This window comes from Pseudoduganella sp. UC29_71 (assembly GCF_042693265.1).
Taxonomy (GTDB): Bacteria; Pseudomonadota; Gammaproteobacteria; order Burkholderiales; family Burkholderiaceae_D; genus Rugamonas.
In genome coordinates this window covers 429123-442671 of record NZ_CP170549.1, presented here as the reverse complement: position 1 = coordinate 442671, position 13549 = coordinate 429123, and the positions used below count along the sequence as shown (strand labels likewise).

The following is a 13549-nucleotide window of genomic DNA, read 5'->3' as shown; positions in this document are numbered from 1 at the left end:
GCAGGCGGAGCGCCGTGGCACCGTCCCGCCGCGCGCGACACGGGCTTCAGATCAGCCCGCGGCGGAAATAGGAGCGCGGCTTGGAGACCGGCAGGTCGGCCACGTCCAGCGTGGGCGCCAGGCCCAGCTGGTCCGAGGCGCGCACCTTGCCCTCGGGGCCGAGCACGCGCGCAATCACGCCATGGTTGATGCCTATGCCTTTCAGGAAGTCCTCCGCGGCAGAGGTGCCGATGTCGCGCTGCACCTCCAGCGCCTGCCGCACCACATACTCCAGCGAATGCCAGCCGGCTGTTTCGGAAGTGGCTTGGGATGGTTCGCGTCGGTCGTGCTCTGGGCGCATGGCAGGCCTCGTCTAAGCATTGGTCGGAAGAATGATGCCATGGTACTTCAATCCGCTCACTTACAGTTCCACAGTTCCACAGTTGCACAGTTCGCGCGATGGCGCGGCATTGCCGAGATAGCATCCTTGTAAAAAAATTCACATCGCCTACCCTTGATTCACAGGGAGGGAACTATCATGGCGATACCAACAAAACGCATATGGATACTGCTGTTCGGCGCGGCGCTGCATACCGGCGCCATGGCTGCGGAGCCGCGCGCCGGCGACGGCTGCCTCAGCGAGACTGCCGAAGCCGCGCTCAAGCTGCGCGAAACCGCCTTGCTGGGTGCCAGGCACGCCAGCGAGCACGCCGAGGCACGCGCCTATCGATGCCGGGTGAAGTCCGGCGGCGTGACGCAACTGGCGGCGGCAGCCGTGCCAACCGCTGCGGCGGGCGGCGCAGCCACCGACGCCGAAGCCGGCCGGTGGAGCGCGCCGTTCGTCATTCCCGTCGCAGGCATCACGGCAGTGCTGCTACACACGGGAAAGGTACTGTTCTGGTCCTACGATCCGGCGAACGTTGCCGCGCCCAACGCCGGCAATACCGGCGTGGCCATGCTGTGGGACCCGGCAACGCGGCTCGGCACCCCCATCACGCCGCCGGAGAATATCTGGTGCGGCGGCCAGACCATCCTGAGCGACGGCAGGGTCTTCGTAGCGGGCGGCAACCTGCGCTATCCAGACCCCACCGCCCCCGCCGGACAGACCGGCTACCAGGGTTCGCTCTCGGCCTACACCTTCAACCCGGCCTCGCAGGCGTGGACGCGGCAGCCGGACATGGCCAACGGCCGCTGGTACCCCACCGTCACCAAACTGGCGGACAACCGCGTGGTGATCACCAGCGGCTATGACGAGACCGGGTCTCAGGCGATCAACCAGGCCGTTGAAGTGTTCACGCCGGCTGCCGATGCGAATGGCGTCGGCAGCATGAGCGCGGTCGCCATTCACAACTCTTTCGGCACGTATCCCCTGCAGTTCGTGATGCCATCCGGACAGGTGCTGCAGGCCGGCCCGCCTTACAACAACAGCGTGCTGCTGACGCCCCAGGCAAGCGGCACGTGGCCGCTCAGCGTCGTGCCGTCCATGCAGGCGTCGCACTACGGCTACGGCAACGGCATCAGCGTGACCAACGCCGAGCAGGCACAGGCCAGGCAGGTGGTGGTCGCCGGCGGCACCAACAACGGCGTGGTCGGGACCAATAACGAATGGCTGGACGGCATGAATCCCGGCACGGGATGGAAGCCTTATCCGCAGTGGCTGCAAGCGCGGCACAACTCGAACACGGTGATCCTGCCGGACGGCACGCTGTTCACGGTGGGCGGCAGCAGCAACGCAGGCACCTATACCGACCCGCTGCTCGAGAGCGAGCTGTATAACAAATCCGCCGAGGACACGTCGGGGACATGGGTACGCATGGCGCCCAACAGCATCCCCGCCGCCTATCACTCCAGCGCCATCCTGCTGCCCGATGCGACGGTGCTGCTGTCGGAAGACGACCGTGACCCCAGCCAGGCCAGCACGCATCGCGCGCAGATCTACTCGCCGCCCTATCTGTTCCGCGGGCAGCGCCCGGCGATCGTCAGCGGGCCGTCGGCGCTGCAGGCCGGCGGCAGCTACGCCTTCTCCGTCGGCACCGGCAAGAAGATCGTCGCCGCCACGCTGCTCGCGCCCGGCGCGGTCACGCATGCAAACGATATGCACCAGCGCCTGGTACGGCTGGCCATGCGGCAAACCGGGGCCGAGATCAGGGTCACCTTGCCTGCTTCCCGGGCCTTGCTGCCGCCCGGCTACTACATGCTGTTCGTGGTGAACGACAAGGGCGTGCCCTCGGTGGCGCGCTTTGTGCGCGTGTCCTGAATGGCATCGGCCAAGGCGGCGGCTCACATCCTCAAGTCGGGCGCGGCAACGGGCGACACGCCTTGCGCCAGCGCCGCGCGCTCCTGCGCCGCCATGGCGCGCCGGTAGCCGTCGCGCGCCTGCAGGCGCTGCCAGTAAGCCAGCACGGCGGGCGTGAAGCGCGGCGCCAGGCCGAGGTGCTGCGCCAGCAGCAAGGCGTAGCCCACCGACACGTCGGCCGCAGTGAAGCGGCCCGCCGCCAGGTAGTCCTGCTGCGCGAGCAAGGGCTCCAGCGTGCGCAGGCGCGCCAGGAACCACCTGGTGTAATCCTCCACCACCTGCGGGCTTTGCCGCTCGGGCGGCTCGAAATGCGCGTAGCGCAGCAGCAGGGTTTGCGGAAAGGTCAGCGTGGCTTCGCCGAAGTGCAGATAGTTCAGGTAGGCCGCGTAGCCCGCATCGCCAGACGGGACGTCCAATGCCGCCGCGCCCGCCCGCGTGGCCAGGTATTGGCAGATGGCGGCCGATTCGGTCATGCGGACGGCGCCATCGAACAGCGCCGGCACGGTGCCCAGCGGATTGAGGTCCAGGTAGCTCTTGTCGAACACGCGCGGCGGAAACGGCAGCATCTTCAGCTCGTACGGCCAGCCCAGTTCCTCCAGCATCCACAGGGGACGGAAGGAGCGCGCGCTCATGCAATGGTATAGCGTGATCATGGTTCAGGGTCCGGTGTCAGAACAGGTTTCCTTGCGACGTGGTCAAGCCCGCGAAGCTGTCGTTCATGGGCAGCAGTATAGCGTCGGCGATGGGCTGCAGCTGCTTGCTCAGGTAGTGTTCGTAGTCGATGCTGGACTTGACCACTTCCAGCGGCTCGGCGCCGCTGGTGGTCATCAGGTAGCTGATCCAGCCGCCGTTCTGGTAGCGCAGCGGGCGCTGCAGGGACTTGTTGTAGTCGTCCGCCAGGCGCGCCGCGCGCACTTGCGGCGGCACGTTCACCTGGTAGTCGTCCAGCCGGTGGCGCAGCCGCTTGCGGTACACCAGCAGTTCGTCGAACTCGCCCGACACGGTCTTGCGCGCGTATTCGCGCACGTAGTCCTGGTAAGGCTGGTTGCGGAAGATGCGGTTGAACAGGCCTTTCTGGAACTCGTGCGCCAACGGCGTCCAGTCGCTGCGCGCCACTTCCAGGCCGCGGTAGATCACTTCTTCCTCGCCTTTGGCGTTGGCGCTCAAGCCGGCGTAGCGCTTCTTGCTGCCCATGTCGGTGCCGCGTATGGTGGGCATGAAGAACTTGCGGTAGTGGGTGTCGAATTCGATTTCCAGCTGGCTTTCCAGCCCCAGCTCGCGCTTGAGCTTTTCCTTCCACCAAGTGTTGATGCTATCCACCAGGCCCTGGCCGATGGCGATGGCTTCGGCGTCCGCGTATTCCTTCTTCAGCCAGATGAAGATGGAGTCCGTGTCGCCGTAGATGACGTCGTAGCCGGCCTGCTCCACCAGTTCGCGCGTGAGCTTCATCATCTCGTGCCCACGCAGCGTCACCGAGGACACCAGCTTGGGATTGAAGAAGCGGCAGTCGGGCGAGCCGAGCACGCCGCAGAAGGAATTCATCAGCAGCTTGAGCGCCTGCGACAGCGCCTCGTTTTTCTGCCGCTTGGCTTCGTCGCGCCCGGCCGACAAGATGTTGACGATGGCGGGCAGGCAGTGGCGCTGGCGCGAGAACACGGCGCCACGGAAGCCGGGCACGCCCTCTTTTTCATCGGCCGCCGCGCCTTCGATCAGGCCGACCGGGTCCACCAGGAAGGTGCGGATGATGGAGGGATACAGGCTTTTGTAGTCCAGCACCACCACGGAGTCGTACAGGCCGGGCTTGGAATCCATGACGAAGCCGCCCGGCGACGGGCCTACTTCGATGTCGCCGACGCTGGGCGCGACATAGCCTTCGCGGTGCATGCGCGGCAGGTAGTGGTGGCTGAAGGCGGCGATGGAGCCGCCGAAGTGGTCGGCCTGCAGCCCGGTCACGTGCGCGCGCTCGAGGATGAAGGCCATCAGCCGCGCCTTGTCGAAGATGCGCGTCACCAGCTCGCAGTCCTTCAGGTTGTACAGCGCCAGCGCGGGCTTGTCCTCGCGGAAGCGGCGCTCGATCTCGGCCATCTTGTCGTAGGCGTCGCCGATGTCCTTGCCCTCGCCCAGCATGGCTTGCGCCACGTTCTCCAGGCTGAAGGACGGGAAGGTCCAGGAGGCCGCGCGCAGCGCTTCGATGCCGTCCAGCGCCACGCGCCCGGCCAGCGAGGCAAACACGTATTCCTGCTTGGCGTGGTGCTTGCGCCAGTCGATCTGCCTGCCCTCGCGGCCCAGCAGCAGCGACACCTTGTGCTTGTCGGCGTTCTTTTGCAGCACGCGCAGGTCGAACTGCACCAGGCTCCAGCCGATGATCACGTCCGGGTCGTGCAGCTGGAACCAGGCGTTGAGCTTTTCGATCAGCTGGCGCGGGGTGGCGCAGTATTCCAGGCTGAAGTCCAGCGCCGGGCTGTCTTCCGGCGCGGCGCCCAGCATGTAGACCTGGCGCTGGCCGCAGCCTTCCAGGGCAATGGAGTACAGGTCCTCGTAGGCGCTGGTTTCGATGTCGAGCGACACCACCTTCAGCGCGGGCCGGTAGCCGGGCGCGGGCTTGAGCTTGCAGCCGGTGACGGTGTGGCCGTGCAGCTCGCCGCCTTCGACCTGCACGGCGGCGGTGATGAAGCGCTCCATCAGGTAGCGTTCGGGCGGGCGGATGTCGGCTTCGTACAGCTTGATGCCGCGTTCGCGCAGCGTGCGCTCCAGCGCGGTCAGCTGCTTGTAGTGGCTGGCGTAGATGCCGACCACGGGCTCGCGGTCGAAGGTTTTCAGCGGCAGCTCGCGCACGTCGATGCGGGCGTCGCCGCGCTGGCCGCCCCGCCCGCCGCCGGTATCGAGCGCCAGCTGGGCTTCGATGGCCGAGCGCTGGCCCGCCTCGGCAAAGGCGACCGAGGTTTGCGCGTCCAGCCTCACCTTGCGCGGCCCGTCGTCGGTGGCCAGCCAGAATTCGATCTCGGTGCCGTCGCGGGTGTCGCGCCAATGGCGGGTCAGGATGAAGCCTTGCTGGGAAGTCGGAGCCACGGTGCGGTATCTCAATGCGATGCCGGAATTATACTGTATATAAACCCAGCACGAATCTCCCGGATAACTGTTGAACTAACCCGGCTATTTCTTGTCCAAGCAATTATCGTGACAAGCACGGAGGCCATCATGCAAATCGGCGACCGAGGCAAGGCCCTGTTCAGGGAATGGGAAGGCGTGGTGCCCCACGTGTATCTCGATTCGGGCGGCGCGCCCACCATCGGCATCGGGCACTTGCTCACGCCGTCGGAGCGCAGTTCCGGCACGCTGTGGCTGCGCGGACAGGCCCTCCGCCTCCAGGACGGCATGACGGCGGACGACTGCGAAGCGTTGCTGGAGCAGGACCTCGAACCGGTGCAGCGCTGCGTCAACAGCGCCGTGACGGTGCCGCTGACGCAGAACCAGTTCGATGCGCTGGTGTCGTTCGCCTTCAACGTCGGCAACGATGCCTTCCTCAACAGTACGCTGCTCAAGCGCCTCAACGCCGGCCGGCTGGACGAGGTGCCGGCCGAACTGGCGCGCTGGAACCGCGACAACGGCCGCGTGGTACCGGGGCTGGTGAACCGGCGCAACAAGGAAATTGCGCTGTGGCTGCGGGCGTAGGCCGGAGGCGCGCGCAGTACAGCTAGGCCAGGCAGCCGGGCAGCGCCACCCAGAAGGTGCTGCCCATGCCGGGCGTGCTCACCACGCCCAGTTCGCCGCCCATCTTCTCCACCAGCTGGCGCGTCATCACCAGCCCCAGTCCTGTGCCCTCCTGGGTGCCGCCCTCCTGCCCCAGGCGGTTGAAAGGCTGGAACATGGCCGCCAGCTGGTCTTCGTTCAGTCCCGCGCCGGTATCCTGCACCGACACGCGCAGCCGCTGCTGGCCCATCTGCGCGCAGTGCACGCTGACGGTGCCATGGTCGCGGTTGTATTTGATGGCGTTGGACAGGAGATTGATCAGCACCTGCTTGAGGCGCACGCGGTCGGCCGTGACGCTGGCATTGTCGCCCACCGCCATGCGCAGTTCCACGCCGCGCACGCGGGCCAGCGGGTCGACCAGCGTGCGGCACTCTTGCAGCACCTGAGACAGCGCCACCGGCTCCGATACCAGCGCCAGCGCCCCCGACTCCACCTTGGCCAGGTCGAGGATGTCGTTGATGAGCCGCAGCAGATGGCGCGACGCTTGCAGGATATTGCCGGCGAATTGCTTCTTCTGCGCCGGCGACGACGGCAGGCTCTCGGAGGTGAGGATTTGCGAGAAGCCGAGGATGGCGTTGAGCGGCGTGCGCAGCTCGTGGCTCATATTGGACAGGAAGGCCGATTTCGCCTGGTTGGCGAGGTCGGCCTGCTGGCGTGCGGCCCGCAGTTCCTCGTTGATGCGCACCAGTTGCACCGCATGCTCGCGCAGGCGGCGTTCCAGGCTGACGTTCATGATGCGCAGCTTGCGCGTTTCCAGCGCGCGCGCGCGATCGCCGGCAGGATGGCCGATACGCGGAAGGGTTTGAGGATGTAGTCCAGCGCGCCGACCTGCATGGCCTGCACGGCCGAGCCGATGGTGCCTTCGCCGGTCATGATGATGCAGGCCAGGTCGGGGTCGATGGCGCGCGCCGCCTGCACCAGCGCGATGCCGTCCAGGCCGGGCATCATCAGGTCCGCCAGCAGCAGGTGGAAACGCGGGCCGTCGTCGGCATCCAGGCCATCGTCGACGGCGGCGATGGCATTGCCTTCGCCGCCGTCCGCGCCGTCCGCGCCGGCTGCGTCCGCCGCGCCGGCCGCCGCAGCGGCCCGCTCGGCGGCCGCCTGGTCCTCGGCGGCCTGCATCAGTTGCAGCGCCATCTCGCCGGAGCCGCAGCCCACGGTCTGGTAGCCATGCTGGCCCAGCGTATCGCACAGGGCGCGCATCTGCGCCAGCTCGTCGTCCACAATCAGGATGCGCACCTGGGCCGCCGTCATCTCAGGCCTCCTCGCCGCAGCAGGCCACCAGCGCTTCGCGCAATTCGCTCAGCTTGGGCGGCTTGCCCAGCACGCGGTCCACGTGTACCGGCAGGTCGCCCTCGGCCACGATGCGCTGGCCCCAGCCGGTCAGCAGGATCACCGGCGTGGACGGCGACATTTCCTTGATCGCCTGCGCCACCTTGCGCCCGTCCACATAGGGCATGCCCAGGTCTGTCACCACCAGCGCGTAGGGTTCGCCGCGCGCCTGGGCGGCGCGGAAGGAATCGATGCCGGCCTGGCCGCCGTCGGCCGCCGTCACCACGTGGCCGTCGCGCGACAGGATGTCGCGCATGGATTTGAGCACCAGCGGGTCGTCGTCCACCGCCAGGATGCGCACGCTGTGCCGCAGCGGCGCGGCCGGGCGCGCCGCCGCCACCGCCGTTGTCGCCGCCGGCAGCGGGAAGCTCAACCGCATGGTGCTGCCCTGGCCCGGCGCGGTGATGATGTCGATCTGCGCCCCGTGGCGCTCCACCATGCCGTACACCATGGCCAGCCCGAGGCCGGTGCCGCGCTCGCCCTTGGTGGTGAAGAACGGTTCCAGGCAGCGCCGCCGCGTGTCTTCGTCCATGCCCACGCCGCTGTCGCCCACCTCGATGCAGACGCGCTGCGCGCCGGGATCGCCCTGCAGCGCGGTGCGCAAGGTCAGCCGGCCGCCTTCCGGCATCGCGTCCACCGCGTTGAACACCAGGTTGGTGAGCGCCTCGCGGATTTCACCTTCCACGCCCATGATGGACGGCAGGCCGGGCGCCGCTTCCAGCGCCAGCCGTATCGTGATGCCGCGCTGCTGGGGCATGTCGTTCCAGCGCGCGCGCGTCAGGTCGGCCACCTGCTGGAGCAGCACGTTCACGTCCAGCGGCGCCAGGCTCGCTTGCGGCTCGCGCAGCCGGTAGAACTCGCGCATGCGCGCCACCGTGGCCGCCACGTCGTCGATGGCGCGCTTGATCACTTCCAGGCAGGAACGCGCGTGCACGCTCAGCCCGGGCTCGTTCTCCAGCAGCGACTCGGTGTACAGCACCACCGGCGAGATGGCGTTGTTGATGTCATGCGCGATGCCGCTGGCCATCTGGCCCAGCGCGCGCAGGCGCTCCTGCTGCAGCGAGGCTTGCTGCGTCTGGCGCATTTCGTCGTAGGCCGCCTGCAGCGCCGCGTACAACTCGCTCTGCTTGGACGCCAGCGCCACGTGCTCGCTGAGCTGGCGCAGGAACTCGCACTCGCCGCTGGAAAAACTGTTGGGGGCGCGCCGCGCCGCCACCAGCACGCCGAACACATGGCTCTCCACCAGCAGGGGCGCGAGCACCAGCGCGCGCAGGCCGCCGCCGGCCAGGCGCTGCGGGAAGGGAAAGTTCACCTCGGCGATGTCGGCCTCGTACACCAGCGCGCCGCGCACGCAGCGCGCCAGGCCGTTCTCGTCGATGTCGATGTGGCCGCGCTCGGTGATCGGCGCGGCCATGGCCAGCGCCGCGCCCTGCAGGCCGACGCAGCTCACCAGCAGCCTCCCGGTGGCGTGGTCGACCAGGCAGATGCAGCCGAAGTCGATCGGCAGCTGGTCCTCCAGCGAGCGCACCACCACCTGGAAGATGCTGCGCAAATCCTGGCGTTCGCCGATCGAGCGGGTGATCTGCTGCAGCAGGTTCAGACGCTGCAGCTGCGCCGTGGTGCGCGCCTCGGCCTGCTGGCGCACGCCGATTTCGGCCTGCAGGGCGCCGTTCAGGCCGGCCAGCGCGTCGCGCGACACGGTGGTCTGCTGCAGGCGTTCCGTCATGCCGTCGAAGGCGCGCGCCAGGTCGCCGATTTCATCGCGCGTGGTCACGTTCAGCTTGAATTCCAGGTCGCCCGCGCCCACCTGCGCCGTGCCCTCGCGCAGCCGCTCCAGCGGCCGCGCCACGCTACGGTAGCCGACGAAGGTGGTGCCGGCCACCGCCAGCAGCGCCACGCCGCCGATCAGGCCCACCACAAGGTTGGCGCGCTGCTGCGCCGCCAGCAGCTCCTGCCGGCTCAGCGCCGACAGGCGCAGCGCATCGGCGATCATGGTCTGCATCTTGTTGCCGATCTGGCCGGCCAGGCGCGATTCGAATTCGTCCGCCACCGCGCGCTCGGGGGTGCCCAGCGGCGGCTTGCCCGGCTGCGCGGACAGGGTGCCGAACAGGCGCTCCAGGCTGGCGTGCGTGCGCTGCAGGCCGGCCAGCAGCGCGGCCTCCTCGCGGCCCTCGAACTCGTCGGCCTGCGTCATCAGCTTGGCCAGCGAGTCGCTGCGCAACTGCCATTGCGCCTCCGAGCGCTGCTCGTGGCGCAGCACGAATTCCAGCGTCAGATAGCGCAGCGCTGTCACGGCGTTCAGCATTTCACCGGCGACTTCGTTCTTGTCCAGTTCCTGCTGCACGCGCTGCGCGGTGGCCAGCAGCACCACCACAATGGTGGCTACGATGGCTGCCGAGAACCAGCCCATCAACTGAAAACGCGTTGCCAGTTTCACGTCGCCTCCCTAATGGATAACCGTCACCGCGGCCGGGGCCACCGTCTTCAGCGGCCGGTAGTCCAGCGCCGTCAGGAAGTTGGGCACGGCGCCCGGCGCCACCAGGCTGTTGGCCACGGCCCAGCGGGTCTGGTCTTCCAGCGCCACCAGCAGCGCCTGGTCCAGGCTGACGGCAAAGCGGTAGGTCGGCCACAGCTCGCGCCACTTGTCGCTGCCGCTCTTGAGCACCGCGCCCGTCATGGCCTGCGCCGCCTGCGGCTGGTCGGCGCAATAGCGGTTGCCCTCGATCAGGGCGCGCAGCAGCTTCTTGATGGTCTCCGGGTGGCTGCGCACGTATTCCCGGCCGCCGGCGATGTTGTACGGGATTTCGTACAGGTCTTCGGCGTCGAACATCACGCCGTTCGCACCCAGTTGCTTGAGCACCGCGTCCAGGTAAGGCTCCCAGCCCGACACCGCATCCACGTCGCCGCGCAGCAGCGCCGCGCCGAACTCCTCCGGCTTCAGGTTGACCATGGTGACGTCGGCGGCAGCCAGGTGCTGCCGGTTGAGGAAGGCGTTCAGCACGAAATGGCTGGAGGTGCTGAGCGTGACGCCCACCCTCTTGCCTTTCAGGCTGGCCGGCGCGGTCACGCCCCGGTCCTTGCGGCCGACGATGCCGTGATCGCGCTCGGCGCGGAAGTAGGTGGCCACCACCGTCACAGGCGTGTGCTCCACCACCGCGAACATAATGGGAATGTCGGCCACCGTGGCCAGTTGGGCGCGGCCGTCCAGCGCGGCCTGCAGCGCCGCCTTGCCGCTGGTGTGCGGCTGGATCTGGGCGGCGATGCCATGGCGCGCAAAATAGCCCTGCTGCTGCGCCGCCAGGATAGGGCACATCGCCACGTAGGCGGTATTGGTGGCCACCACCACTTGCTCCAACGGCATGGCCGAGCCCGGTCCTGCGGCCCCGCCCTGCCACCACCACGCAGCCGCTCCCAGCGCCGCGAGCAAAAGCAGGGCCGCCGTCACACGCTGCACTGTTCGCTTAGCCATTTTGTATCTCCGTAGAAACGAAGGTCACCGGACCAGCTTACACAATCGCCGCAGCGATGTAACATTTTGGCACTTGGCCTTTAGATAAGGCCTCGGCAGGCTTGCAAGCTGATACATGCTTATACAAAAGACCCCCGCCAGTTGCGCTAGAATGCCCGCTCTCCTTTGCCCTTTCCCATAAGAAACGATGCGAACTATTGCCCTTTCCGCGCTTGGCGCGGCACTGTGCGCTGCGCTGGCGATCCCTGCTGCAGCCCAAAGCCCGACTCCCACCCCGATCACACTGGACCAGGCCATGTCCCACCCGGACTGGCTGGGCACGCCGGTGGAAACCGCCTGGTGGAGCTGGGATGGCAAGCAGGTGTACTACAAGCAGAAACGCACCGGGTCGCCGCTGCGCGACACTTTCCAGGCCGCCGCCCGCGCCGGCCTGCCGCCGCGCAAAGTGGCCGACAGCGAACTGGCCGGCCTCGATAGCGCCAGCGTGCAGTACAACCGCGACCACAGCCGCGCGCTGATGCTGCGCAACGGCGACCTGTTCGAGCGCGACTTGAAAAGCGGCGCGCTGACCCAGATCAGCAAGGGCGCCACGCCGGCGCCGGTACAGGCGCAGTACTCGGCCGACGGCCGCAGCGTGCAGTACCGCGTAGGCCACGACTGGTTCAGCTGGAGCCGCGCCGAGCGCCTGGTGTCGCCGGTGGCGCTGCCGCGCACCGCGAAGGACCCGGCCGCCGCGCCGGAGGCGGACTCTATGCGCGACATGCAGCTGCGCCTGATCGCCACGCTGAAACGCCAGAAGGACGATAAGGAGGCGCAGCGCGAGCGCGGCGACGCCGAGCGCGCGGCCGACGCCACGCGCGGCCCGCAGCCGATCTACCTGGGCGACAAGGCCGTCATCGACGCCACCTCGCTGTCGCCGGACGGCCGCTACCTGGTGATCGCCACCTCGCCCAAGGGCGACAAGGGCCGCATCGGCAAGATGCCGCGCTACGTGACCGAATCGGGCTACGAGGAGGTGGACGACGAGCGCACCCGCGTCGGCCGCGACATGCCCAAGGCGCAGACGCTGAAGCTGGTGGACCTGCAAACCCGCGCCGTGCGGGACATTGCGCTCGACGCCCTGCCCGGCATCGCCACCGACCCGCTGGCCGCCATGCGCGAAGCGCAGAAGCTGCCCGCGCAAAAGGGCAACCGCGCCGTGCGGCTGGACGACGAGAGCGACAACGGCATCTCGTGGACCGACAACGGCGCCAGGGTGGCCGTGATGCTGCGCGCGGTGGACAACAAGGACCGCTGGATCGCCGCCATCGACCTGCCGGCCGCCTCGCTCAAGCCGCTGCACCGCATCAGCGACACGGCCTGGGTGAACGGCAGCTACAACGAATTCGGCTGGCTGCCGGACAATGCCACGCTGTGGTTCCTGTCCGAGGAAAGCGGCTATTCGCACCTGTACACCCTGGGCGCGGACGGCAAGCAGCGCGCGCTCACGCAGGGCAACTGGGAAGCCACGCGCGTCACCTGGTCGTCCGACGGCGCCACCGCCTTCGTGCTGTGCAACCGCAAGACGCCGGGCGAGTACGAGGTGTGCTCGGTCAACGCGAAAGATGCGTCGGTGCGCGAAGTGACGGCGCTGGAAGGCGGCGTGGAGCAGTACACCGTGTCGCCGGACCAGCGCAAGCTGCTGGTGCACTACTCGTCGGCCTACGTGCCGGCGCAGATCGCCACGGTGGCCGTCAGCGGCGGCGACACCGCCAAGCTGACCGACACCCGCACGCCGGACTACAAGGCGCGCAACTGGGTGCAGCCGGAACTGGTGGCCGTACCGTCGACGCACGGCGCCGGCCCGATCTGGTCCAAGCTGTACCGCCCTGCCAGGCTGGAGGCGGGCAAAAAGTATCCGATCGTGATGTTCGTGCACGGCGCCGGCTACCTGCAGAACACCACCAAGCGCTTCCCGGTCTACTTCCGCGAGCAGATGTTCCACAACCTGCTGGTTGAAAAAGGCTACATCGTGCTGGATATGGACTACCGCGCCTCGAAAGGCTATGGCCGCGACTGGCGCACCGCCATCTACCGCCAGATGGGCCACCCGGAGCTGGACGACTACGTGGACGGCTTGAACTGGATGGTGGCCAACCACCAGGGCGATGCGGCCAGCGTGGGCATCTACGGCGGCAGCTACGGCGGCTTCATGACCTTCATGGCGCTGCTGCGCGAGCCGGGCAAGTTCAAGTCCGGTGCCGCGCTGCGCCCGGTCACCGACTGGACCACTTATAACCACGAGTACACCGCCAACATCCTGAACACGCCCGAGCTGGACCCGGAAGCGTATAAGGTATCGTCGCCGATCGAATACGCCGACAAGCTGCAGGGCAACCTGCTGATCGCGCACGGCATGGTGGACGACAATGTGTTCTACCAGGACTCGGTGCGCATGGCGCAGCGCTTCATCGAACTGAAGAAGGACAACTGGGAACTGGCCAGCTACCCGCTCGAGCGCCACGCCTACACGCAGCCGGAAAGCTGGTACGACCAGTACCGCCGCATCTACCAGCTGTTTGAGCGCACGCTGAAGAAGTAAGGCAGCGCCAGGGCCGGGAGCGTGGTCCCGGCTCGCGCCGATCGCAGACTAGCCGGCGCCGATGGCCCAGAGCGCAAAGCGCTGCGGAACGCGCTGCGCCGAATTGATATACATTGCTGGTTCCCCGATTTTCAAGGACTGA

General features: G+C 67.6%; 10 protein-coding genes. 3 read left to right on the top strand and 7 right to left on the bottom strand.

The features are described 5' to 3' along the window. Window positions 1–46: 46 nt before the first annotated feature. Window positions 47–340, bottom strand: coding sequence for a hypothetical protein (locus tag ACFJI2_RS01995; RefSeq protein WP_377703540.1), 294 nt, complete (start codon window positions 338–340; stop codon window positions 47–49). Between the two features lie 177 nt (window positions 341–517). Between ACFJI2_RS01995 and ACFJI2_RS01990 the strand changes: the two genes are divergently transcribed. Next, entirely contained in the window at window positions 518–2236 is a 1719-nt protein-coding gene (locus tag ACFJI2_RS01990; protein WP_377703539.1) for a galactose oxidase-like domain-containing protein, read from the top strand. Between the two features lie 23 nt (window positions 2237–2259). On the opposite strand, the gene ACFJI2_RS01985 is transcribed toward ACFJI2_RS01990, so the two are convergent. After that, on the bottom strand, window positions 2260–2928 hold the full coding sequence (locus ACFJI2_RS01985) for a glutathione S-transferase family protein (protein WP_377703538.1): 669 nt from the start codon (window positions 2926–2928) through the stop codon (window positions 2260–2262). A gap of 16 nt (window positions 2929–2944) precedes the next feature. Further along, a complete protein-coding gene (locus tag ACFJI2_RS01980) occupies window positions 2945–5344 on the bottom strand; it encodes a DNA polymerase II (protein WP_377703536.1) in 2400 nt (799 codons plus the stop codon). Between the two features lie 129 nt (window positions 5345–5473). Here ACFJI2_RS01980 and ACFJI2_RS01975 point away from each other — a divergent pair, with 129 nt between their 5' ends. Beyond that, window positions 5474–5947, top strand: a complete 474-nt coding sequence (locus tag ACFJI2_RS01975; protein ID WP_377703535.1) for a lysozyme — start codon at window positions 5474–5476, stop codon at window positions 5945–5947. A gap of 22 nt (window positions 5948–5969) precedes the next feature. Here ACFJI2_RS01975 and ACFJI2_RS01970 read toward each other — a convergent pair whose 3' ends face one another. Genes ACFJI2_RS01970 through ACFJI2_RS01955 form a run of 4 tightly spaced genes read right to left on the bottom strand, consistent with a single transcriptional unit; the run spans window position 5970 to window position 10826 of the window. Then, window positions 5970–6758, bottom strand: coding sequence for a sensor histidine kinase (locus ACFJI2_RS01970; RefSeq protein ID WP_377703533.1), 789 nt, complete (start codon window positions 6756–6758; stop codon window positions 5970–5972). After that, window positions 6755–7279 (bottom strand): response regulator, encoded by a 525-nt coding sequence (locus ACFJI2_RS01965; protein ID WP_377703532.1) that lies wholly within the window; start codon window positions 7277–7279, stop codon window positions 6755–6757. Before ACFJI2_RS01965 ends, ACFJI2_RS01970 begins: the two co-directional genes overlap by 4 nt. Before the next feature lies 1 nt (window position 7280). Beyond that, a complete protein-coding gene (locus tag ACFJI2_RS01960) occupies window positions 7281–9794 on the bottom strand; it encodes an ATP-binding protein (protein WP_377703531.1) in 2514 nt (837 codons plus the stop codon). 9 nt (window positions 9795–9803) lie between these two features. Then, entirely contained in the window at window positions 9804–10826 is a 1023-nt protein-coding gene (locus tag ACFJI2_RS01955) for an ABC transporter substrate-binding protein (RefSeq protein WP_377703530.1), read from the bottom strand. 187 nt (window positions 10827–11013) lie between these two features. Here ACFJI2_RS01955 and ACFJI2_RS01950 point away from each other — a divergent pair, with 187 nt between their 5' ends. Continuing rightward, window positions 11014–13407 (top strand): prolyl oligopeptidase family serine peptidase, encoded by a 2394-nt coding sequence (locus tag ACFJI2_RS01950; RefSeq protein ID WP_377703529.1) that lies wholly within the window; start codon window positions 11014–11016, stop codon window positions 13405–13407. Window positions 13408–13549 lie beyond the last annotated feature (142 nt).